Genomic DNA, 23,227 nt, shown 5'->3' with positions numbered 1-23,227 from the left:
GGACCGAGAAGCTCCGCTGGGTTCAGACGTGTTCGTCGAGGAAGTCCGCGATGGAGGTGTACGCCTCGATGCGATTCTCCAGCTTCGTGAACCCGTGGCCCTCGTCGGGGAAGATGAGTTTATCGACGGGGACGCCCTGTTCGGCGGCCTCGTCGGCTATCTGTTCTGCTTCGCCGACCGGTACGCGGGGGTCGTTCTCGCCGTGGAGGACGTACAGCGGTGCCTCGATGTTCCGGATGTTGTTGATGGGGCTGACCGATTCGAGGAACTCCCTGTCGTCCTCCAGGGACCCGTACTCGGCCTCGCGCAGCTCGCGTCGCCAGTCGCCGGTGTTCTCCAGGAACGTGACGAAGTTGGCGATGCCGACGACGTCGACGCCGGCCGCCCAGAGGTCGGGGTACTCGGTGAGCGCCGCGAGCACCATGAAGCCGCCGTAGGAGCCGCCCATGGCGACGATGCGGTCGGGGTCGACCGCGGGATGGTCGTGGAGCCACTCCACGCCGGCCTCGACGTCGGCGACCGAGTCCATCCGCTTCTCCACGTCGTCCAGGTGCGTGTACTCCCGGCCGTAGCCGGAGGACCCGCGGACGTTCGGCTCGAAGTAGGCGTACCCGCGATTGAGGAAGTACTGCTTGACGGCGTGGAACGAGGGGCGACGCTGGGACTCCGGTCCGCCGTGGATATCGACGACGACGGGCGTCTCGCCGTCCACGGCGTCGTCGGGCACGGAGAAGAACGCGGGAATATCGCGGCCGTCGAACGTCTCGTAGTGGACGAGCTGCGGCCGGACGAACGTCTCCGACGGGATGCCGGCGGTCGAGGCGTCGGTCCAGCGCTCGGCGTTGCCGGTCTCGGTCTCGACGACGTAGACGTTCGTGTTGTTCGTGCTCCCCGTGACCGTGATGGCGAACCGTTCGGCGTCCGGGCCGAAGCTGACGCCGCCCGCGACGCCCCGCGGCAGGTTCGGCGTCGGGAACTCCCGCAGCGACCGCTCGCTGGTGAGTTCGCCGACCGTGAGGTCGGTGTACCCGTCCACGTTGCGCGAGTAGACGAGCCGACCGGTGTCCTCGTCGAGCGCGACACCGTCGACGTTCCAGTCGCCGCCCTCCTCGACGACCGATATCTCCGTCGCGTCGAGGTCGAGGCGGGCGAGGTACATCGTGTCGGCGCCCTCGTCGGTGACGAGGTAGAGCGCGTCGCCGTCCGGCCCCCACTCCACGCTCTGGTATCGCACGTCGCCCTCGTGGGGCGTGACGTGGTCGAGGTCGCCCGAGTCGAGGTCGAGGACGTAGAGGTCCTGGTCGAAACTGGAGTGGGCTTCGCTGACGACGAGGCGGTCGTCGTCGGGACTCCAGCCGGCGACGGTGAGCCAGCCGTCGCCCTCGTACACCATCTCGGCGTCGTCGCCCCGGCCGTCGCGGTCCTGGACGTACACGTCGAACACCGCTTCGTCGCGACGGTTGGAGGTGAAGGCGAACCGCGAACCGTCGGAGTTCCAGCCGCCCCAGCGGTGTTTCGCGTCGGGCATGTCCGTCAGGGGCTCGATGGTCTCTCCGTCCCCGTCGAGCCGGAAGAGCTGGGCGCGTTCGTTGCCGCCCTCGTCCATGCCGAAGACGAGTTCGTCGCGCTCGGGCGACCACGAGACGAAGGTCACTCGTTCCTCGTAGAAGGTGAGCTGTTCGGGCCACGACCGCGGTTCGTCGAGCAGCCACGCCTGCGGAACGCCCGTCGCGTCGAGCAGGAACGCCAGCCGGTCGCCGTCGGGGCCGAACGAAGCGCCGTGGGCACTTCGGACGTTCAGGTAACGTTCGAGGTCGTAGTCGGTCATCGAGCGCTTCTTGCGATGGGACGCTCAAATCCCTTCGGGCTCCGGTAACGTGTCACTCGTCCGGGAAACGGATACGATAAGCATAATTATATCTCACTATACTTAAAGGATGGATTTGATAACCAATAGCCTTTGGAGGACCGATAGATTGAATTGAACCAGGTACAGGCATATACTATGGATGTGACATCTTCGGATACGAACAATGGCGGTGAGCTGATACAGGAGTTCACGTACGACGCCGACCGAACGGACGGTCTCGTCGTCGGCATAAGCAAAGCGGTCGCGGAGGTGACCGACACGCCGCTGGAGGAACTCCCACCACTGCAGGAGACGGTCGACTGCGACGCGCTGGAGAGCCTCTTCGAATCGTTCTCGGTCGGTCACGACATCGCACAGGTCCAGTTCCCGCTGAACGGATGTACGGTCCGCATCGACACGACGGGAACGATACAGGTGTATCACAGCAAGGACCAGCTCGCGCCCGACGGATCCGGGTGTTAGAAGTGTGCCGGAAGAACTGATATCGCTGGACGAGTTCGAAAAACGACTGACCGACCTCGTCGCGACGAGTGCCCGAAACGGCATCGACTTCGACCGCTCGTGGACGATCCGCCCGTCCGAGGACGGGGTCCCAGACGTGATGATCGAGATAACGTATCTCGACGACGTCGACGGTCGCGGGAATCCGGCTCCGCCGGAAGATATCCGCGACGAGCGAATCTGACCTCCGGCGTCTACCCTGCGAACTCTTCTATCGACTCTCTCCGGGCTGGTCCGGCGACCGCCGGCAGTCACCGCGCTCCGAGGCGACGGGTCTCCCGGAAACGTCGCGTTTCGAGCGACGTCGCCGTCGTTACTGGACACGTAACTCGTCGGCCGGCAGCGTTCCCCGTACCGGGCCGGCGAACGGGGCGTGGCGAACGCGCCGTCGAACGCGCGAGCGGCGGAGCGACCGAACGACCGGCGTCGGAACCGGAGCGAGCGTGCCCGAGCCTCGACGCTGGCCGGGTCGACGCGTGGCCGTGGACGGGTGCCGCCGGTCCCACGACGCACGGTCGGCAACCTCCACGCCCGTCGGCCCGGCTGTGATGGCGGCACGACAACGGACGATTGAATCGATGACGACGGAACTGGAATCGCCGATACCATTCTGACGTTCGTCGAAGGGTTCAATACTACTTTGCCGAAACCCGAATCGTTCAGCGATGTGTGACATCGCTGGATACGGGTTGAACGGAGTCCTCGCTTTATCCGGACGTTCGGCGTCACCACAGAACCGGGTGGGAGTAATGTCGACGACACGCTCAGAACCAACAGGGACCAGTTCCCGTGATTTCTCGAAAGACGAGGTGTACGATGCGGTAAAAAATCTTCGACGCAGATACGTCCTGTATCATCTCAACGAACGCGGTCGACCGGTCCAGCTCGGTGAACTCGCCGAGCAGGTCGCTGCCTGGGAGAACAACATCGCCATCGAGGACGTCTCTCCGGAACAGCGCAAGTCGGTGTACAGTGCGCTGTATCAGACACATCTGCCGAAACTCGAGGAGATTGGCATCGTCTCGTACGACCGCCATTCGAAGGAGGTCTCGTTCACCGACAGCGCGCAGGACTTCGAACTCTACCTCGCGAACGACTCTGGGACGACACTCCCCTGGCATCGCTTCTATCTCCTGCTGTCGGGACTGGGCGGTACGCTCGTCGCCGCCACGTGGATCGGCGTCCTCACGGTCTCGTCTCTCGCCGTTACGACTGTCCTTCTCGGCCTGTTCGCGACCACCGCGCTGGCACACGTCTACGACCGCTACTGCTGGCAGCGGCGCTTCCGGGGGACGACCCCCGACTTCGCGCTGGAGTTCGGCGACCGACGCTGGTTTCGATGACGCTCCCCCGACCGGGGACCGCTGAACGACGTTCGCTTCTCGACCACCGGTCCAGACCACCCGGTACCGCTATCGTCGCGTGACCCAGGGAGTATACACGCACCTGCACATGGAAAGGCATTAATCCGCCCTGTCTGTACAGGAGAGTGAATGACCCTGTCCGACTCGGATCGAGAACTGGTCGTCGCGGAACTGGGCCGCGATCCGACCCGGGCCGAGGAGGCCCTCTTCGAGAACCTCTGGAGCGAACACTGCGCGTACCGCTCCTCTCAGCCCCTGCTGACCGCGTTCGACGGGGACGGCGAACACGTCGTCGTCGGTCCCGGCGACGACGCGGCGGTCGTCGCGCTGCCGGGCGACGCCGGCGAGACGGAGACGTGGATAACGATGGGCATCGAGAGCCACAACCACCCCTCGTTCGTGGACCCCTACGACGGCGCGGCGACGGGCGTCGGCGGCATCGTCCGCGACACGCTGTCGATGGGAGCGTACCCCATCGCGCTCGCGGACTGCCTCTACTTCGGCGACTTCGACCGGGAGCACTCCCGTTACCTGCTGGACGGCGTCGTCGAGGGCATCAGCGACTACGGTAACTCCATCGGGGTCCCCACCGTCGGCGGGAGCACGCAGTTCCACGCCGACTACGAGGGCAACCCGCTCGTCAACGTCGCCTGCGTCGGTCTGCTCGACGCCGACCGCCTCGTCACCGCGGACGCGAAGGAGGTCGGAAACGAACTCGTCCTCGTCGGTAACGCGACCGGTCGGGACGGACTCGGCGGCGCGAGCTTCGCCAGCGAGGACCTGGACGAGGACGCCGAGACCGAAGACCGCCCCGCGGTCCAGGTCGGCGACCCCTACACGGAGAAACTCCTCGTCGAGGCGAACGAGGAACTCGTCGACGGCGACCTCGTCGAGGCGGCTCGCGACCTCGGCGCGGCCGGCCTCGGCGGCGCGTCGAGCGAGATGGTGGCCAAGGGCGGTCTCGGGGCCGAGATTCGCCTGGAGGCGGTCCACCAGCGCGAGCCGAACATGAACGCCTTCGAGATACTGCTCGCGGAGTCACAGGAACGGATGTGCTACGAGGTCCGCCCCGAGAACGTCGACGCCGTGCGCGCGGTCGCGGAGAAGTACGACCTCGGCTGTTCGGTCATCGGCGAGGTGACCGAGGGGAACTACGTGTGCACGTTCGAGGGCGAGACGGTCGTCGACGCTCCCGCCGAGTTCCTCGGCGACGGCGCGCCGACGAACGACCTGCCCGCCGAGACCCCCGAGAGACCGGAGCGGAACCTGCCCGACGCCGACCTGGACGCGGCGTTCGAGGCCGTCGTCGGGTCGCCCAACTGCGCGAGCAAGCGCTGGGTGTACCGCCAGTACGACCACGAGGTCGGCACCCGGACCGCGACGCCACCGGGCGACGACGCGGCCGTGATGGCCATCCGAGAGGCGAGCGGTGCGAGGCGCGAGCGAAGCGAGGGCATCGACGAGGCGAGCAGCGACGACGGGGAGACGGGAATCGGCCTCGCCGTCTCGGCGGGCGCGAACCCCAACTGGACCGACGTCGCCCCCTACGAGGGTGCGAGGGCGGTCGCGCTGGAGAACGCGACGAACCTCGCGGCGAAGGGTGCGAGCCCGCTCGCGGCGGTCGACTGCCTGAACGGCGGGAACCCGGAGAAACCGGAGGTGTACGGCGGCTTCTCCGCCGTCGTCGACGGGCTCGCCGACGCGTGTTCGGCACTCGGCGTGCCGGTCGTCGGCGGCAACGTCTCGCTGTACAACGACTCGCCGTCCGGCCCCATCCCGCCGACGCCGACGCTGGCGATGACCGGAACGAAACCGGGGTACGACGCACCGCCGAGCGCGCTCTCGGGCGAGGGCGACCTCCTGCTCGTCGGGGGTCCCGCCGCGAGCGCGCTCGGCGGGTCGGAGTACCTCGCGCAGGTCGGCGGCAGCGACCGCTTCCCGGAACTGCCGGCGAACCCCGCCGCCGTAGTGGACGCGCTCCGCGAGGTGGCCGACGGGGACGGCACGCTCGCGGTCCACGACGTGAGCGACGGCGGCCTCGCGGTGACGCTTTCCGAGATGGTCACAGCCGAGGCCGGTGCGTCCGTCGAACTCGACGCGGACGACGCCGGCCCCGCGGAACTGCTGTTCGGCGAACTGCCGGGCCGTGCCGTCGTCGAGACGACCGCCCCCGAGGCGGTCCGGGACGCCTTCGACGGCGTCGCACCCGTGACGGCGCTCGGCAGCGCCGACGACTCCGGCGCGCTCGACCTGTCGGTCGGCGGGGCGTCGCTGCGCCGCTCGGCCGACGAGATAGCCGACCTGCGGGACGTGCTGGCGCGCGAACTCGACTGAGGACGCTTCGTCCCCGTTCGCCCGGTTCGGCGCGGCGGCGGTGACGACCCGCGACGCTGCGGCGGCCGACCGGTTTTCAACGGTCTTTCGGACTGTTCCTGACCGGCAAGTACGCCTAAGGGTCTGAACTCGTCACGTGAAACCGATGGACGTGGAACGAGAGTGGTGGAAAGAAGCCACGGTGTATCAGATTTATCCCCGGAGCTTTCGCGACTCGGACGGCGACGGCGTCGGTGACATCCCCGGCATCACCGAGAAGGCCGACTACCTGGACGAACTCGGCGTCGACGTCGTCTGGCTCAACCCGGTGTACGAGTCGCCGAACGCCGACAACGGCTACGACATCAGCGATTACCGGTCGATAATGGACGAGTTCGGGACGATGGACGACTGGGAGCGGTTGCTCGCCGCGCTGCACGACCGCGACATCCGACTCATCATGGACCTCGTTGTCAATCACACCTCCGACGAACACGAGTGGTTCCGGAAGTCCCGCGAGTCGAAAGACAGCGACTACCGCGACTACTACATCTGGCGGGAGGGCGAGGACGGCGGTCCGCCGAACAACTGGGAGGGGGCGTTCGGCGGGTCCGCGTGGACCTACGACGAGCGGACCGGCGAGTACTACCTCCACCTCTTCGACGAGAAACAGCCGGACCTCAACTGGGACAACCCCGAGGTGCGCCAGCGCGTCTACGACATGATGGAGTGGTGGCTGGAGAAGGGCATCGACGGCTTCCGGATGGACGTCATCGACCTCGTATCGAAGGCCGAGGGACTGCCGGACGGCGACCCCGACTCGGGGTGGGTCGGCAACGAACACTTCATGGGCGGGCCGCACGTCCACGACTACATCCGGGAGATGTACGAGGAGGTGCTGCAGGGCCGCGACGTGATGACGGTCGGTGAGATGCCGGGCGCGACCGTCGACGAGGCGAAGCAGTACCTCGGTCCGGACGGCGACGGGCTGAACATGATTTTCCACTTCGAGCACGTCACGCTCGACTACGGCGAGGACGGGAGTCGCTGGACGATGGGCGAGTGGTCGCTGCCGGAGTTCAAGCGCGTGTTCACGAAGTGGCAGACGGAACTGGAGGGCGAGGGGTGGAACAGCGCCTACCTCGGCAACCACGACTGGCCGCGGATGGTGTCGCGGTTCGGTGACGACGGCGTCTACCGCATCGAGTCGGCGAAGATGCTCGCGACGATGCTCTTCACCCTCCGCGGGACGACGTACGTCTACCAGGGCGACGAGATCGGCATGACGAACTACCCCTTCGAGAGCGTCGAGGAGGTCCGGGACGTGAGCGCGCGGAACTTCGTCGAGCGCAAACGGAGCGAGGGCTACGACTTCGACGACGTCAAGGACGTCGTCCGCCACCGGAGCCGGGACAACGCCCGGACGCCGATGCAGTGGAGCGACGAGCAGTACGCCGGCTTCACCGACGGCGAGCCGTGGATTCCCGTCAACCCGGACCACGAGACGGTCAACGTCGACGAGGCGATGGCCAACGAGGAGTCCATCTGGCACTACTACCGGAACCTGATAGACCTGCGCCACGAGAACGACGTGCTCGTCTACGGGGAGTACGACCTGCTGCTCGAGGAGGACCCCGACGTCTACGCCTACCTGCGCACCCTCGACGACGAACGGGCGCTCGTCGTCCTCAACTTCACGGAGAGCACGCCGACGTTCACGCTCCCGATGGACGTGACCTACGACGAGGCGGAACTGATGGTCGGGAACTACGCCGTGGCGGGCCACGACCCCCGGTCCTTCGAGCTACGTCCCTACGAGGCGCGGGTGTACCGACTGACGTGACCCGGCGACGATATCCCAACCGATAGGTGTCTCGGGGTCCGACTCCATCGTCGTGAACTACCTCGCGTGGGCGGTCGTGGCGCTCGTCGGCTACTCCATCTTCACGCCGCTGGTGAGCCTCGCGACCAACGAGATTCCGAGCACCGTCGTCGCACTGATTGCAAACAGCATGCTCGCGCTGTCGGCCGCGGCCGTCATCGTCTACCGCGACCAACCGGTCGCGGCGTACCTCGTCGGCGAGAACGCCGTCTACATGTACGCCGCCGGCGTCTTCCTCTCCATCGGCATCATCGCCTACTACCAGGCGCTCGGTGCAGGGCCAGTCAGCGTCGTCGTCCCCATCTTCGGCATGTTCCTCGTCGGCAGTTCGCTGCTGGGCGTCGTCTTCCTCCACGACCCCCTCTCCTGGCGGAAGGCGGTCGGCATCCTGCTGGCCGCAATCGGCGTCTACCTGACGACGAGCTAGTCCTTCTCGCCCGCGCCGAGCGCGCTCTCGCCGACCTTCTCGTGGCCCTCGATGACCTCCTGACCGCCCATGTACGGCCGCAGGACCTCCGGAATCGTCACGGTGCCGTCGTCGTTCTGGTAGTACTCGAGGATGGCCACAATCACGCGCGGCAGCGCGAGTCCCGACCCGTTGAGCGTGTGGAGGTACTCGGCCGACTCGTGGCGGTCCGGCCGGTAGCGCAGGCCGGCCCGTCGGGCCTGGAAGTCCTCGAAGTTCGACACCGACGACACCTCGAGCCAGCGACCGCCCTCCTCGGGGCCGTCCTCCATGTCGTCGCCCGGGGCCCACACTTCGACGTCGTACTTCTTCGCCTGCTGGAAGCCCATGTCACCGGTGCACATCGTGAGCACGCGGTACGGAAGACCGAGGCGCTCGAGGACCGCCTCGGCCTCCGAGAGCAGGCCTTCGAGACGGTCGTAGCTCTCCTCGGGACGGACGAAGTTCACCATCTCGACCTTGTTGAACTGGTGGACGCGGACGTACCCCCGGGTCTCGGTCCCGTGTTCGCCGGCCTCCCGGCGGAAGTTCGGCGAGAACGCCTGATGCTTGAGCGGGAGGTCGTCGTCGAGCAGAATCTCGTCGCGGTACATGTTCGTCACCGGCACCTCCGCCGTCGGGAGCAACCAGAGGTCGTCGTCGTCGTACTCGTCGTCCTGACGCGCGCCGATGCGGTAGGCGTCCTCGGCGAACTTCGGCAACTGACCGGTGCCCTGCATCGAGGCGCTGTTGACCGGAATCGGTGGGAAGACGTCGGTGTACCCCTGCTCGCGGTGAACGTCGAGCATGAACTGCATGAGCGCGTACTCGAGGCGAGCGCCGTCGCCCTTGACGAACTGGAACCCGCCGCCGGTCACCTTCGCACCGCGCTCGAAGTCGAGGATGTCGAGGTCCTCACCGAGTTCGTAATGCGGAATCACGTCGTCGGGGAGGTCCCGAAGGTCGTCGAACCCCTCGCGGTACCGTTCCACGTTGTCGCTCTCGTCTTCGCCGACGGGCACGGACTCGTGGGGGAGGTTCGGAAGTTCGAGCATCGCTTCGTCGAGTTCCGCCTTCAGTTCGTCGGCGCGGTCCTCGACGCGCTCGAGTTCCGCCTTCAACTCCTGCGAGCGGTCGATTGCCTCCTGGGCCTCCTCGTCTCTTCCGTCCTGCTTCAGTTCGCCGATGGTCTGGCTGACCTCGTTGCGCTCGTGGCGCAAGTCGTCGCCGCGCGCCTTCAGTTCGCGCCACTCTTCGTCGATCTCCAGTACTACGTCGAGGTCCACGTCCTCGACCCCTTTCGTTTCGAGCGCCCGTCGGACCTCCTCCGGGTGCTCTCGCACGTACCTCCTGTCGAGCATTTCTACTCCGATTTTCAGTGTGGTTGCAAAAAACCGTATCGTTCGTGCGACCACGTGGCGGGCCACGGCCGCCGGCGCGCCACCTCGCCACCACCGCCTCGCCGCCCGCCTGTCCCGCCCGACGCGAATCACTTTTGCCACTCGCCGACGCGAACGCAAGTATGGCAATCGGAGACGTGCACGAAGTCACGACCGGCGGCTGCGAAGACCTCTACTACGTCGACACCGGGATGTACGACACCGAGGCGTACGGAGCGGTGTACGTCCTCGACGCCGAACGTCCGGCCATCGTCGACACGGGCATCGGCACCCACTACGAGCGCATCCTCGACGCCCTCGACGAGATCGGCATCGCGCGAGAGGACGTGGCGGTCATCGCGCCGACGCACGTCCACCTGGACCACGCAGGCGGCGCGGGGTTCCTCGCCGAAGAGTGCCCGAACGCCGACGTGTACGTCCACGAGAGCGGCGCACGCCACCTCGTGGACCCCGAGCGACTCGTCGAGGGAACGAAACGTGCAGTCGGGAACCAGTGGCAGTTCTACGTCGAACCCGAACCCGTTCCGGAGGACCGCGTCGTCGAACTGACCGACAGCGACGTTATCGACCTCGGCGACCACCAGCTCCGCACGATTCACGCGCCGGGCCACGCGCCACACCAGGTCGTCTTCTACGACCCGGCGAACGACGCCCTGTTCACCGCGGACGCGGCCGGCATCTGGGTGCCGAGCGTCGAACGGATACGGGAGACGTCGCCGCCGCCGAACTTCGACCTGGAGGCGTGTCTCGACGACGTCGAGACCATCCGCGAACTGACGCCGACGACGCTGCTGTACCCCCACTTCGGGCCGCGACCGTACTCCGACGCGGCGATGGACGAGTACGAGGACGTCCTGTCGTCGTGGGTCGAGGCGGTCGCGGAGAAGCGGGCCGAACTCGGCGACGACGAGGCGGTAATCGACCACTTCGTCGCGGAACAGGAGATGTCCGACGTCTGGGGGGCGACGAAGGCGGAGGCAGAGACGGCGATGAACGTCCGCGGCGTTCTTCGCTACCTCGACGTGCGCGACGAGGAGTGAGCCGCCAGTCCGGGGACCGACGGCGACGTCGCCGGGATACAACGAGACCAAACTTCCCGGGAGTTCTACACCAGCTTAATGGCGGGGGGCTCTGAACGGGTTGGTATGGAGTGGCGAGACGCGGAGGCGGAGTACACGGACCCGGTCATCGACCGGACCACGCTCCCCCGGATGTTCGAGGAGAGCGCGGCGCGACACGAGAACCGACCCGCCCAGCAGTACAAGGGCGGCGTCTACGACCGTTCGCTCACCGACGCCGCGCTTCCGGCGGCCCCGTCCGGCGAGTTCCGCACGCTGTCGTACGCCGAGATGCGCGACGTCGTCCGGAACCTCGCCGCCGGCTTCCGGGACCTCGGCGTCGCGCCCGACGACCGCGTCGGCATCTTCGCGGACACCCGGATGGAGTGGGCCCAGTGCGACTTCGGTCTGCTCGCCGCCGGCGCGGTCGTCACGACCGTCTACCGGAGTTCGTCGGTCTCGCAGGTCGAGTACCTGCTCGACGACCCCGACGCGTCCGGCGTCGTCGTCGAGAACGCAGAACTGCTGGACCGCGTCGACGCCGCCGACCTCGACCTGTCGTTCGTCGTCGTGATGGACCGCCTCCCGGCGGACCACGACGCTCGCGACCGCGACGACGTCTACAGCCTCGCTGCGGTCCACGACCGCGGCGCCGAGGCCTTCGACCGCGAGACCTACGAGTCGTGGCTCGACGACCGCGACCCCGGGGACCTCGCCACGCTCATCTACACCAGCGGCACGACCGGCCAGCCGAAGGGGGTCCGGCTCTCCCACTGGAACTTCCGGTCGAACGTCAACCAGTGTCGCAGGCGGTTCGGCCCGCGCCCGGACAAGGACGTGCCGGTCATCGACGAGGCGTCGCGCACCGTCTCGTTCCTGCCGCTGGCCCACGTCTTCGAACGGATGGCCGGCCACTTCCTGATGTTCGCCAGCGGCGCGACCGTCGCGTACGCCGAGAGTCCGGACACGCTCCGGGACGACTTCCAGGCCGTCCGGCCGACGACCGGCACGAGCGTCCCGCGCGTCTACGAGCGCATCTACGACGCCATCCGGTCGCAGGCCGAGGAGACCGAACTCAAGCGTCGCATCTTCGACTGGGCGACTGACGTTGGCCGGACGTACCACGAGACGGCGGACCCGGGGCTCGGTCTGCGCGCGAAGAAGGCGCTCGCGGACAGACTCGTCTTCGACAAGGTGAAAGAGGGACTGGGCGGTAACGTCGACTTCCTCATCAGCGGCGGCGGCAGCCTCTCGGCCGACCTCTGTGGGCTCTACCACGGGATGGGGCTGCCCATCCTGGAGGGGTACGGCCTCACCGAGACCTCGCCGGTCATCGCCGTCAACCCGCCCGAGGAGCCGAAGATAGGCACCATCGGCCCGCCCGTCGTCGACGAGCAGGTCACGGTCGACCCGGCCGTGGTCGGCGAGACGTTCGACGACGCCGACGGCGAGGTGGGCGAACTGCTCGTGAAGGGTCCGAACGTCACGGACGGCTACTGGAACCGGCCCGAGGCGACCGAGGACGCGTTCACCGAGGACGTTCCCGCGAGCAACGCGAACGGGAAGTTGAAAGCCGACGGCGCTTCCGGGAAGTGGTTCAGGACGGGCGACATCGTCGAGATTCGCCCCGACGGCTACCTCGAGTTCCGCGAGCGCGCGAAGGGCATCCTCGTGCTATCGACGGGCAAGAACGTCGCGCCCGGACCCATCGAGGACGCGTTCGCCGCCAGCGACGTCGTCGACCAGTGCATGGTGACGGGCGACGGACAGAAGTTCGTCAGCGCCATCATCGTCCCGAACTTCGAGGAGATTCGCAAGCGGGCGACCCAGGAGGGCGTCGACCTTCCCGAGAGCCGCGAGGCGCTCGCCCGGGACGACCGCGTGTACGAGTGGGTCGAGGAGGAGGTCGACCGCGTCAACGAGCAGTTCGAGTCCTACGAGCAGATAAAGCGGTTCCGTCTGGTCCCCGAGGAGTTCACCGAGGAGAACGACCTGCTCACGCCGACGATGAAGAAGAAGCGCCGGAACATCCTCGACCGGTTCGCCGACCGCATCGACGATATCTACGCCGAGTAATCGGGGCGGCTCCCGGCGGCCGGCACCCTTGCGGCCGGTCGAACGACGCCATCGCGACTGGTCACGGCCGCATCTCGGCGACGGCGTTCACGTCGAGTGGCCGAAGTCTCCACAAACTCTTAACGTTCACGACGCTAACGTCCGACCATGGCATCGCCGCTCGATTCGCTTCCGCTCTTGCTCGTCATCGCCGGGGCAGGAGTGGCGCTCGCGGAGGCGCTCATTCCCGGCGCGCACTTCATCGTCCTCGGCGTGGCGCTCTTGCTCGCTGGTCTCGTCGCGCTCGTCTTCCCTCCGCTGGCCCAGCCGTTCATTCTCGCCGCGCTGGTGCTCGGATTCGGTGCCGTCGCCTTCTACGGATACCGTGAACTCGACCTCTACGGCGGGAAGGGAACGGGCCGCACCAGCGACTCGGACTCGCTGAAGGGAGCGACCGGCACGGTCACCGAACGCGTGACGCCCTCGGAGGGACAGGTGAAACTGGAGGCCGGCGGCTTCAACCCGTACTACGCCGCGCGCTCGATGGACGGCGAGATACCGGAGGACACGGAGGTGATGGTCATCGACCCCGGCGGCGGCAACGTCCTCACGGTCGAACCGGTCGGACACATCGAGGACAGCATCGACCGCGAACTCGCCCGCGGTCGAGACGCCGACGAACGCACCGGCCACGACGGCGAGGGCGACCGCGACCTCGCCCGCGGGCGAGACGCCGACGAGCGCACGAGCGACGGCGGCGAGACCGACCGCGAGCGCGAAACCGAGGGCACCTGACTCCAGTCGCCGGCCAGAATTCGACCGCCGCCGGAATTTTCCGGGAAACGTGACCCCGAGAACGACAGAATACTTAACAGGTACTCGTCCTAACATTCGGGTATGCTACCAGTTGTACCCTTACAGGGCGCTCCCGGCGGGGGGACGTTCACGATAATCGCGCTGCTGTTCCTGGTCCTCGCCATCGTCACCATCTGGCAGTCCGTCGAGATCGTCGACGCGACGGAGAAGCGCGCGCTGACGGTGTTCGGCGAGTACCGGAAACTGCTGGAACCGGGCATCAACTTCGTCCCGCCGTTCGTCAGCCGCACGCATACCTTCGACATGCGGACCCAGACGCTGGACGTGCCGCGCCAGGAGGCCATCACGCGTGACAACTCGCCGGTCACCGCCGACGCCGTCGTCTACATCAAGGTGATGGACGCGAAGAAGGCGTATCTCGAGGTCGAGGATTACAAGCGCGCCGTCTCCAACCTCGCGCAGACGACGCTGCGCGCCGTGCTCGGCGACATGGAACTGGACGACACGCTCAACAAGCGCCAGGAGATAAACGCCAAGATCCGCCGGGAACTCGACGAACCCACGGACGAGTGGGGCATCCGCGTCGAGAGCGTCGAGGTCCGGGAGGTCAACCCGAGCAAGGACGTCCAGCAGGCGATGGAGCAACAGACGTCCGCGGAGCGCAAGCGCCGCGCGATGATCCTGGAAGCGCAGGGCGAACGCCGGAGCGCCATCGAGACGGCCGAAGGTGACAAGCAGTCCAACATCATCCGCGCGCAGGGCGAGAAGCAGAGCCAGATCCTGGAAGCGCAGGGTGACGCGGTGTCGACCGTGCTCCGGGCGAAGTCCGCCGAGTCGATGGGCGAGCGTGCAGTCATCGACAAGGGGATGGAGACGCTGGAGTCCATCGGTCAGGGCGAGTCGACGACGTTCGTCCTCCCCCAGGAACTGTCCTCGATGCTCGGCCGCTACGGCAAGCATCTCACGGGCAGCGACGTCGAGACCGACGGCGACCAGCTCGACAGCCTGGAGTTCGACGAGGAGACCCGCGAACTCATCGGCCTCGACAACATCGAGGAGATTCTCGGCCAGATAGACGAGGAGGCCGAGATGGACGTCGAAGCGATGGAGCAGGAGGCACAGGCCATCAAGCAGGGCGAGGACCCCAAGAACATCAAGAGCGCCGACGAGGTCATCGAGGAGATGGACGCGGAGATGGAGGACCCCGACGAGATGGAGGTCTCCGAGGAAGAACTGGAGACCGAGAAGTAACCGTCCCGGCGCCCCGGCGAACTGACCTCCGAATCCTATTTTCCTACTCCCAGAGAGCGTAGAGGTCGTCGCGCGGCGGTTCCCGGAGCTCCTCGCCGTCTATCGCGAGCGCAGACTGGTCGGCGTCGACCGCGCGTCCGACGTCGGCGGCGTCGATGCCCGCCTCGTGGAGGGCGGCCAGCGCCGCTTCGACGCGGTCCTCGGGGACCGCGGCCAGCAGCGCGCCGGAGCCGAAGATAGAGAGGGGGTCGACGCCCATCGCGTCGCAGAGCCGACGGGTCGACTCCCGGACGGGCACCGCGTCGCGGTCGACAGCGAGGCGCAGACCCGCCGCGCTCGCCATCTCCAGCAGGCCGGACACGACGCCGCCCTCGGTCGGGTCGTGCATCGCCGTGGCGTACTCCCGGAGAACGTTCGCGTCGGGGACGACGCTGATCTCGTCGAAGAAGTGCTCGGCGCTCTCGACGTGTTCGTCGGCCACCTCGCCGAGTTCGTCGCGGAAGTCGGTCGCGAGGATGGCGGTCCCCTCGATGCCCGCGCCCTTCGTCAGCACGAGGCGGTCGCCGGGGTTCACCCCGCCCGTCGGGACGAACTCGTCCGCGAGTCCCATGCAGGTCATCGAGACGGTGGGACGCGAGAGGTCGGGTGCGTACTCGGCGTGACCGCCGACGACCGACACGCCCAGGGACTCGGCGGCGGCGTCTATCTGGCCCGTGACCGCGTCGAGGGTCTCGGGGTCGTCGTCAGGGAGAAAGACGACGTTCGTCAGCCAGCGCGGATTCGCGCCGCAGGCGGCCACGTCGTTGCACGCAACGTCGACGGCCAGGCTTCCGAGGCGCTTGCGCGCCAGCGAGAGCGGGTCGGAGCTGACGACCAGCGTCTCGTCGCCGACCCGCAGCGCGGCCGCGTCCTCGCCGTATCGCGGCCCGACCAGCACGTCGTCGTCGCTCGCGCCCGTCCGCGAGAGAACTAGTCCGAGCGCCTCGGGGTCGAGTTTGCCGATCATCTCGCTTTAGAGTTTCCGCGGCGCGAGCATGTGCGTTTCGACCGCGAGTGCCGGTGGCGGTCAGAACAGTCCGAACGAGTCCCGCACGTCCCGGTAGCAGTCGAGATACCGTTCCAGCACCCGCTGGTGGTCGTAGTCGGCGAACGCCTCGTTGACCGCCAGCGGTTCGAGGTCCGCCGCGGCGACGAGCGCCTCGGTGAGTTCCTGCTCGCTCGTCGTCCGGAAGGTACGGTCCTCGTTCTCGACCAGTTCGTGCGCGCTGGAGTCGACGTGGTACTCGACGACGCCCGAGCAGCCGCAGGCCAGCGCCCGCAGCAGGTCGGTCGGGAACGCCTCCCGCCGGGCCGTCTGGACGTAGACGTGCGCCCCCTTGAACACGGGAATCCGCTTCTCGACCGGCTGACTTCCGGTGAACTCCACGCGGTCGTCGATGCGCAGGTCCCGCGTCTGGCGCTCGTACCCGTCCCGCTCCGGCCCGTCGCCGATGACGACCGCGTTCCAGTCGCGGTCCCGGAGCTCCGCCAGCGCGAGCAACAGGCTCTCCAGGTTGGCGTCCTCGTCGAGTCGCCGCGAGTACACCACGTCGGCCCCCTCGACGACCTGGGCCTCCCGGATGGCGTCCACGTCGATGCCGTTCGGAACGACCCGCACGTCGTCGCCGCTCGCCCCGAGTTCCCGGACCCGGGTCTTCACCGTCTCGGAGGGAGCGACTATCTCGTCGGCCGCGCGGGCGGCCATCCGAAGGCCGCGGGCGTTCGCCTCCGCAGTCTCGGCTCGCGGGGCGTCGTACCAGTCCACCACGAGCGGCGCGCGGACGAGCGCGCTCGCGGTCTTGGCCGCGAGGACGTGTTTCGGCACCGCGGCGGCGTGGACGACGTCCGGTTTCGCGCGGCGGAGCGCTCCCGGAAGCGCCATCGCGAACCGCCGCGACGGTCCCTCCTCGGGCGGCTCGGTCGTCACCGCCCGGTACGTCACGTCGTCCTGTTCGAATGTCGCGTGGTCGCCGTCCCACCACTGCGAGCAGAGGACGACCGCGTCGTGGCCCCGTCCCGCCAGCAGCTCGGCCGTGCGACGGAGCCGCCGGGTCGCCCCGGTGCTCTCCAGCTGGGCCGTCACTTCGGCGACGAACGCGACGCGCATACTCGCCGCCACGAAACGGGAAAGTAAAAATCTTCTTTCACGCGCGTCGGCGGAATGGAGCCGTCCCGCCGGACGACCCCCCTGGTCGCCCGGACGCCGGGGACCCGGCCATGACGGGGATTTTTACTCGCACCGTCCGTGCGAACGCGCATGGACGAAGCCGAACTGGCGGCGAAGATAGACCACACGGTCCTGGGGCCGGAGACGACCCCGGCGGACGTCGAGCGCGTCCTCGACGAGGCGAGCGAGTACGGGATGAACGCCTGCATCCCGCCGTGCTACGTCGCGGAGGGGCGCGACTACGCCCCCGACGTGACGCTGGCCACGGTCGTCGGGTTCCCGCACGGCCAGCACGCGACCGTCGCGAAGCGCGAGGAGGCCGTCGCGGCCCGGGACGACGGCGCGGACGAACTCGACGTGGTGACGAACGTCGGTCGGCTGAAGGCGGGAGAACACGACCGCGTCCGGGAGGACATCGAGGAGGTCGTGGCGGCGGTTCCGATACCGGTGAAGGTCATCATCGAGACGGCGCTCCTGTCCGACGAGGAGAAGCGAGACGCCTGTCGGCTGGCGAAGGAGGCCGACGCGGACTTCGTGAAGACGTCGACGGGCTTCGCGGCGACCGGCGCGCGCGTCGAGGACGTGGCACTGATGAGCGAGTACTTGCCGGTCAAGGCCAGCGGCGGTGTCGGCGACTACGAGACGGCGCGAGCGATGTTCGACGCCGGGGCCGAGCGCATCGGCGCGAGCAGCGGGACGGCCATCGTCGAGAACTTCCGGCGTCGGCGGTAGCACCGACTCCCCGTGCGTCGCTCGTGACGACCGAGGCCGAATCGGCCGGTCGTCGCGGCTGGCGACTCAGCGTCGGTCGTCGAGGTCACTACGGACGGCGACGCGACCTCGCCGTTGGTCAGTCGTCGTCGCCGGCTTGCGGACTCGGCGCTCCCTCCTGGGCGCTGGACATCCAGCCGTCGATGTGGTTGGCGACGTAATCCTTGCCGCCCCAGCCGAAGGAGACGCCGACGCCGATGGCGACGGCCGCGGCCAGTCCCCACGCGAGCGCCTGCGCGAAGACGTACAGTATCTCGACGTCGATGCCCATCGTGTCGAGACCGACGACGATAGCGATGAAGTAGAGGAAAAAGCGCGTTCCGTCGGCGAACCACGACGTGTAGGAGGTCCCGGTCGCCGCTCGCGTGCGGGTGATGGCGTCGCCGATGAAGTCTGCGACGACGAACCCCAGGACGATGACGAGCAGCCCCGCGATGAACGCCGGCAGGTAGGAGACTGCCGTGGCGACCCACTCCGAGAGGGTCGGAATCGCCAGCACGTTCGCGGCGGCGAGAATCGCCAGGGCGTACACGAACCACGCGCCGAGCTTGCCGAACGCGCTGGAGACGGCGCTCTCGGTGCCCCCGAGCATCCGCCCGAGCGGCGTATCCAGCACCATCCGGTCGAGTTCGACGCGGTCGGCGACGCGACTGATGACCGAGGCGACGACGCGTCCGATGATCCAGCCGATGAGCAGGATGACGAACGCGCCGACGAGTCGCGGCAGGAGCGCCACGAACCCCTGAAGCGGCTCCTGTACCCAGGACGGAAGGTTGCCGAGAACGCCTCCGTCTTGTTGTAGCACGATGCTTCCGAGTGTGTCGTATCGAATCATTGTTTCTCACTGGCCACAGTGCGGCCGTCCGGGAAACGTTCCGCGAGCGGTTTAGTTGTTGAGTGCCTGAACTGCCGGACGAAACCGGTAACGGCTGATAACTCGCAGACCGCGCCGCGGTCGGCCACGACGGACGGGGTATCGACCCCGCCGGCGGCGACCGGCCGCCCTTCCGACGTTATCTGCTCGTTTCGACCGTCTGCGGAGTTCCCGAACGCGGAGCGAACTCGGTCGGGGCCGACGGTCGTCGGTCACCGTCCCGGCGGGCGATTCGAGGCGGACGGGGAGACCGCGCCGTTTCGCTACCGAACCGGTCGTACACGTCGGATATCGGCGAAAAACCATATCTTCTAAGATACCGTTTAACTTTTGTGCCATCGACGGTGGTTCACGTCGCGGTGGCAGGGCTTCTCGCCACGTCGCTGCTCGCCGAACACTTCGACGGGCGCGCGGCGCTGGTGGTCATGGCCGCTGCCGCGGTGCCGGACCTGGATACGCTGGTGGGGTGGTGGGTTCCCGGGGGACACAGGGCCGTGTTGCACACGCTCCTGTTTCCGGCGGCGCTCGGGATACTACTGGTCGTCGGCGAGTCGCGACTTCGAGCGCGGTGGGGGGAGTACGGGACGCGAGTCGCGTGGGTGAGTCTCTGCTCGCTGCTGGTCGCCGGCATCGGTCTCGACTTCTTCTCGAACGGCGTCAACCTGCTATATCCCGTCCACGACCAGTTCTACAGCGTCTCGGGAGAGATAGCGATATCGAACGAAGAGGGGCTCGTCCAGTCGCTGCTGGAGGCGAAGGGGTCGACCGAAACGACCCACTACAGCACCGGTTTCGACCTCGCGCCAGGGGCGGACCCGGCGGGGGCAGAGCGCACCTTCCCGATCGTCCGGTCGGGACGGGGGCTGTTGCTCGGGGTGACCAGCATCGCCGTCGTCGGCTTCCGCGCGTGGGAGGCACGGAAGAAGTAACACCGCCCCCTGCGAACGTGGCCGTATGGACGTCCGACCGTACGACCCCGGGCGCGACGCCGACGAGCTGTGGGCGCTGAAGCGCGCGTTCGAACTCGGACTCGGCGACGGGACCGGCAGCGACGACAAGGCCGACAGGTACGCCGCCAAGGTGACCGACGCGTACCGGCGGCGCTACCTCGACTGGGTGGACCGCTGCGTCGCGGACGACGAACGCTGCGTCACCGTCGCCGCCCCCGAGGAGGCCGGGGCGGACGAGGCGCTCGCCGGCTACGTGTTCGTCCTCCCCGAGCACCTCGCCATGATATGGGACGCCGCCGTGCTGAACGAGATATACGTCCGACCCGAGTACCGCGGCACGGGCGTCGCAGACGACCTCGTCGCGGCTGCCGTCGCGCTCGCCGAGTCCCAGGACCTGCCGCTGGACCGCCTGGTGCTCGACGTCGACCGCGAGAACGACCGTGCGCGGGCGTTCTACGAACGCCACGGCTTCGACCACTGGGGCGAGATGGTCGCGCGGAAGCTCTGAGTCGGGAAACCAGCCGTTACCCGCCCACCGTCGACGGACTCCGGCCTACAGCGGTTCGCCGAAGGCGTAGACGGTCTGGTGGCCCGTCACTTCGACGTCGAGGAAGTCGCCGGGTTCGACGCCGTGTTCGCTCGCGTTCTGGACGATGACCTGCCGGTACGCGGAGTCGCGACACTTCACGGAGTCGCCGGTCCCCTCCTCGACGGCCAGCACGCGGCGGCGGTCGCCGACCATCGACTCGTAGGCCTCGGCGACAACGTCCATCTTCAACTCGGACATCGCCTTCGAGCGGTCCTTCTTCACCTGGCCGCCGAGGCCCTTCATCTCGGCGGCGTCGGTGTTCGGGCGCTTCGAGAACCGCGTGACGTTGATCTTCTCCGGCCGGACCTCGCGGAGCAGGGCCATGCTCTGCTCGTGGTCGCGCTCCGTCTCGGTCGGGAAGCCGACGATGAAGTCCGTCGAGAGCGTCCAGTAGTCCAGGGCGTCGTCGAACGTCTCGACGACCTCGACGAACTCCTCGACCTGGTGCTGGCGGCGCATGTCGCCGAGCACGTCGTCGCTGCCGGACTGGACCGGCGCGTGGATGAAGTCGTAGAGCTTCTCGTGCTCGGCGAAGGTCTCGGCGAGTTCCTCGCGGATGCCGTGGACGCCCTTCGGGTTCGCCATCCCGACCCGGACCCGGAACTCGCCGTCTATCTCGGTGCAGATGCGCTCCAGCAGGACGTGGAGCTTGCGCTCCCCGTCGTCCCAGCCGTAGACGCCCGTGTCCTGGCCCGTGATGCGGAGTTCCTTCGCGCCGGCGTGGACGAGCGCGCGGGCCTTCTCGACGTTCTCCTCGACGGAGGGGGAGTCTATCTTGCCCGTCGCGTGCTTCGTGATGCAGTACGAGCAGTCGCTCATACAGCCCCTGGCGATGGGGAGGATGCCGACGACGCCGTCCAGCACCGGTTCGACGCCCGGGCCGGGGTTCGGACACTCGCCGTTCGTCACGGCCGTCGGCACGTCGTCCCAGTGGAGCACCTGGGCGTCGACGTCCTCCTCGCGGAACTGCTCTCCCTGCGCCAGGGCCATACAGCCGGTGACGATGAGGTCGGCGGTCTCCTCGTCGAGTTCCCTGGCCCGGCGCAACATGTTCCGCTCCGTCTTCTCGACGACGGTGCAGGTGTTCATGATGGCGACGTCGGCCTCGTCCGGTCCGTCGACGCGGTAGTGGCCGGCGTCGCGGAGTGCGGACTCTATCTGGCGGCTCTCGCCGCGGTTGGAGGTGCAGCCGTACGTCTCGATGTGGTACCGGGCCATTCGCTGACGGGACGTTGTCGCTACGCGGGCAAAAACGCGACGAATCGACGAGACTCCGGCGTCGGCCCGCCGGCCGGCCGCCGAACGCCGACGCGACGGTCGGACCGTCGAGAGCGACGCGCTCTTTTGCGGTGGCCGCGCCTCGACCACCGCACGGCCACCCCGCGGAAACCGAAACGCCGTTTCGCACGCGTTTCGAGCGCGTCAACGGCCGCCTAACTCTCGCTCGGACCGAACTTTCAAACCCGTCGGCGTCGTCTTGACGTCGTATCATGACCGTCCGCTCCGCCGTCGTGCTGGCCGCCGGGGAGGGTGCTCGCCTCCGGCCGCTCACCCGGAACCGGCCCAAACCGATGCTGCCGGCGACGACCCGGCCCGTCCTGTCGTACGTCCTCGACGCGCTCGTCGAGGCGGGCGTCGAGGAGGTGACCCTCGTGGTCGGCTACCGGCGCGACCGGGTGCAGGACCACTTCGGGGACGAACACCGCGGCGCGAGCATCTCGTACGTGGTCCAGGACGCGCAACTCGGTAGCGGTCACGCCCTGCTGACCGCCCGCGCGGCGGTCGACGGCCCGTTCCTGGCGGTCAACGGCGACCAGGTCGTCGCCCCGGAGGTGGTCGCCGACGTGCGCGAGGCGTTCGGCGACGGCGTCGCGGACGGCCACCCGACGGCGGCGCTGGCCGTCGTCGAGCGCGCCGACGTGAGCGAGTACGGCGCGGTCGTGCTGAACGACGACCGCGTCACCGAACTCGTGGAGAAGCCGGGCTCCGACCGGTACAGCCTGCTCAACGCCGGCGTGTACGCGTTCGACGAGGGAATCTTCGACGCCCTCGACTCGACGCCGCGGGTCGACGGGGAGCTGGCGCTGACCGACACGCTCCGTCGACTCGTCGCCGCCGGGCGCGTCCAGGGCGTCCGGACGAGCGGCTCCTGGGTCGACGCGACCCGTCCCTGGGACCTGCTCTCCGTCTCCCACGAACTGCTCGTGGCCGGCTGCGTCGACGAGCCCGAACGCGACGAGCGCGTCTGGGTCGCCGACGGGGCCGACGTGCACGAGAGCGCCACCCTCCGGCCGCCGGTCGTCGTCGGAGCGGACTGTACGGTGGCGGCCGGGGCCGTCGTCGGTCCCGACGTCGCGCTCGGGCGGAACGTGACCGTGGGCGCGAACGCGGTCGTCGAGGCGTCCGTGCTCGACGACGACACCCGGGTCGGTCCCAACGCCACCCTCGTGGACTGCGTGACGGGACAGGGCGTCCGCCTCGGTGCCGGAGCCACCGTCCCGGGCGGACCCGGCGACGTGCGCGTCGACGACGTCGTCCACGAAGACGAGCGACTCGGGGCGCTGCTGGCCGACCGCGTCCGCGCCGCAGGCGACGCGAGCTTCGCGCCGGGGACGCTCGTCGGCCCGGGGACGACCATCGCCGCCGGCGCGTCGGTCTCCGGCACCGTCGCAGAGCAGGCGACCGTCGTCCGATAACGAACGGCCCGGACGACAATCGTTCCCGCTCGTGCCACAATTTTTATGCACGCATCGCTCGATATTTCGAACGAGTAACCCGTGAAAATCCCCGATTCCGAGCGACTGCGTCGTCAGGAGCCAGATAGTGACTGACATCTTACACGCGTCGACGGTACCGTCGTTTGCTGAATCGAAGGGGCTATA

20 protein-coding genes are annotated in these 23,227 nt (G+C 67.8%); 14 read left to right on the top strand and 6 right to left on the bottom strand.

All coding sequences use genetic code 11. The features are described from left to right. Nucleotides 1-22: 22 nt before the first annotated feature. Nucleotides 23-1,828: a S9 family peptidase gene (locus ACTF4R_RS10485; protein WP_440007786.1), complete on the bottom strand. Its 1,806-nt coding sequence runs from the start codon at nt 1,826-1,828 to the stop codon at nt 23-25. A 177-nt stretch (nt 1,829-2,005) separates the two neighbouring features. On the opposite strand from ACTF4R_RS10485, the gene ACTF4R_RS10480 reads away from it, so the two are divergent. From ACTF4R_RS10480 to ACTF4R_RS10455, 6 genes are all read left to right on the top strand, one after another. Continuing rightward, entirely contained in the window at nt 2,006-2,332 is a 327-nt protein-coding gene (locus tag ACTF4R_RS10480; protein ID WP_113276971.1) for a HalOD1 output domain-containing protein, read from the top strand. A 4-nt stretch (nt 2,333-2,336) separates the two neighbouring features. Further along, nucleotides 2,337-2,555 (top strand): hypothetical protein, encoded by a 219-nt coding sequence (locus tag ACTF4R_RS10475; RefSeq protein ID WP_440007785.1) that lies wholly within the window; start codon nt 2,337-2,339, stop codon nt 2,553-2,555. A 565-nt stretch (nt 2,556-3,120) separates the two neighbouring features. After that, on the top strand, nt 3,121-3,714 hold the full coding sequence (locus tag ACTF4R_RS10470; RefSeq protein WP_440007784.1) for a DUF7344 domain-containing protein: 594 nt from the start codon (nt 3,121-3,123) through the stop codon (nt 3,712-3,714). A 150-nt stretch (nt 3,715-3,864) separates the two neighbouring features. After that, entirely contained in the window at nt 3,865-6,069 is a 2,205-nt protein-coding gene (gene purL / locus ACTF4R_RS10465) for a phosphoribosylformylglycinamidine synthase subunit PurL (protein WP_440007783.1), read from the top strand. Between the two features lie 145 nt (nt 6,070-6,214). Then, nucleotides 6,215-7,891 carry a glycoside hydrolase family 13 protein gene (locus tag ACTF4R_RS10460; RefSeq protein WP_440007782.1) on the top strand — a complete coding sequence of 559 codons (1,677 nt, stop codon included), beginning with the start codon at nt 6,215-6,217 and terminating at the stop codon, nt 7,889-7,891. 52 nt (nt 7,892-7,943) lie between these two features. Further along, nucleotides 7,944-8,357, top strand: coding sequence for an EamA family transporter (locus ACTF4R_RS10455; RefSeq protein WP_440007781.1), 414 nt, complete (start codon nt 7,944-7,946; stop codon nt 8,355-8,357). On the opposite strand, the gene serS is transcribed toward ACTF4R_RS10455, so the two are convergent. Continuing rightward, entirely contained in the window at nt 8,354-9,736 is a 1,383-nt protein-coding gene (gene serS / locus ACTF4R_RS10450) for a serine--tRNA ligase (RefSeq protein ID WP_440007780.1), read from the bottom strand. The genes ACTF4R_RS10455 and serS overlap by 4 nt on opposite strands. A gap of 161 nt (nt 9,737-9,897) precedes the next feature. On the opposite strand from serS, the gene ACTF4R_RS10445 reads away from it, so the two are divergent. The 4 genes from ACTF4R_RS10445 to ACTF4R_RS10430 all read left to right on the top strand — a co-directional run bounded on the left by ACTF4R_RS10445 (nt 9,898) and on the right by ACTF4R_RS10430 (nt 14,955). After that, complete coding sequence (locus tag ACTF4R_RS10445) at nt 9,898-10,815, top strand: MBL fold metallo-hydrolase (RefSeq protein ID WP_440007779.1); 918 nt, start codon at nt 9,898-9,900, stop codon at nt 10,813-10,815. Nucleotides 10,816-10,920: 105 nt separating this feature from the next. Next, the gene (locus tag ACTF4R_RS10440) at nt 10,921-12,909 is read left to right on the top strand and encodes an AMP-dependent synthetase/ligase (protein ID WP_440007778.1); all 1,989 of its coding nucleotides are present in this window, start codon (nt 10,921-10,923) and stop codon (nt 12,907-12,909) included. A 147-nt stretch (nt 12,910-13,056) separates the two neighbouring features. Then, nucleotides 13,057-13,683, top strand: a complete 627-nt coding sequence (locus ACTF4R_RS10435; RefSeq protein ID WP_440007777.1) for an NfeD family protein — start codon at nt 13,057-13,059, stop codon at nt 13,681-13,683. Nucleotides 13,684-13,785: 102 nt separating this feature from the next. Further along, complete coding sequence (locus ACTF4R_RS10430) at nt 13,786-14,955, top strand: SPFH domain-containing protein (RefSeq protein WP_440007776.1); 1,170 nt, start codon at nt 13,786-13,788, stop codon at nt 14,953-14,955. 43 nt (nt 14,956-14,998) lie between these two features. On the opposite strand, the gene ACTF4R_RS10425 is transcribed toward ACTF4R_RS10430, so the two are convergent. Beyond that, on the bottom strand, nt 14,999-15,961 hold the full coding sequence (locus ACTF4R_RS10425) for an AIR synthase family protein (RefSeq protein WP_440007775.1): 963 nt from the start codon (nt 15,959-15,961) through the stop codon (nt 14,999-15,001). A gap of 60 nt (nt 15,962-16,021) precedes the next feature. Beyond that, the gene (locus ACTF4R_RS10420) at nt 16,022-17,101 is read right to left on the bottom strand and encodes a glycosyltransferase (RefSeq protein WP_440007774.1); all 1,080 of its coding nucleotides are present in this window, start codon (nt 17,099-17,101) and stop codon (nt 16,022-16,024) included. 150 nt (nt 17,102-17,251) lie between these two features. On the opposite strand from ACTF4R_RS10420, the gene deoC reads away from it, so the two are divergent. Beyond that, nucleotides 17,252-17,893 carry a deoxyribose-phosphate aldolase gene (gene deoC / locus ACTF4R_RS10415; RefSeq protein WP_440007773.1) on the top strand — a complete coding sequence of 214 codons (642 nt, stop codon included), beginning with the start codon at nt 17,252-17,254 and terminating at the stop codon, nt 17,891-17,893. 118 nt (nt 17,894-18,011) lie between these two features. Here the strand turns inward: deoC and ACTF4R_RS10410 are convergent, their stop codons facing one another. Beyond that, nucleotides 18,012-18,737 carry a mechanosensitive ion channel family protein gene (locus ACTF4R_RS10410; RefSeq protein WP_440007772.1) on the bottom strand — a complete coding sequence of 242 codons (726 nt, stop codon included), beginning with the start codon at nt 18,735-18,737 and terminating at the stop codon, nt 18,012-18,014. A 428-nt stretch (nt 18,738-19,165) separates the two neighbouring features. On the opposite strand from ACTF4R_RS10410, the gene ACTF4R_RS10405 reads away from it, so the two are divergent. Next, on the top strand, nt 19,166-19,735 hold the full coding sequence (locus ACTF4R_RS10405) for a metal-dependent hydrolase (RefSeq protein WP_440007771.1): 570 nt from the start codon (nt 19,166-19,168) through the stop codon (nt 19,733-19,735). Between the two features lie 25 nt (nt 19,736-19,760). Then, the gene (locus ACTF4R_RS10400; RefSeq protein WP_440007770.1) at nt 19,761-20,264 is read left to right on the top strand and encodes a GNAT family N-acetyltransferase; all 504 of its coding nucleotides are present in this window, start codon (nt 19,761-19,763) and stop codon (nt 20,262-20,264) included. A gap of 45 nt (nt 20,265-20,309) precedes the next feature. On the opposite strand, the gene ACTF4R_RS10395 is transcribed toward ACTF4R_RS10400, so the two are convergent. Beyond that, nucleotides 20,310-21,563, bottom strand: a complete 1,254-nt coding sequence (locus tag ACTF4R_RS10395) for a tRNA (N(6)-L-threonylcarbamoyladenosine(37)-C(2))-methylthiotransferase (RefSeq protein WP_433625127.1) — start codon at nt 21,561-21,563, stop codon at nt 20,310-20,312. A gap of 272 nt (nt 21,564-21,835) precedes the next feature. Between ACTF4R_RS10395 and ACTF4R_RS10390 the strand changes: the two genes are divergently transcribed. Further along, nucleotides 21,836-23,041, top strand: a complete 1,206-nt coding sequence (locus tag ACTF4R_RS10390; RefSeq protein ID WP_440007769.1) for a sugar phosphate nucleotidyltransferase — start codon at nt 21,836-21,838, stop codon at nt 23,039-23,041. Nucleotides 23,042-23,227 lie beyond the last annotated feature (186 nt).

The organism is Halomicrococcus pelagicus, assembly GCF_051917725.1.
Lineage (GTDB): Archaea > Halobacteriota > Halobacteria > Halobacteriales > Haladaptataceae > Halomicrococcus.
Note: the sequence above shows the minus strand (reverse complement) of the source record. Positions and strands in the feature narration are given on the sequence as shown.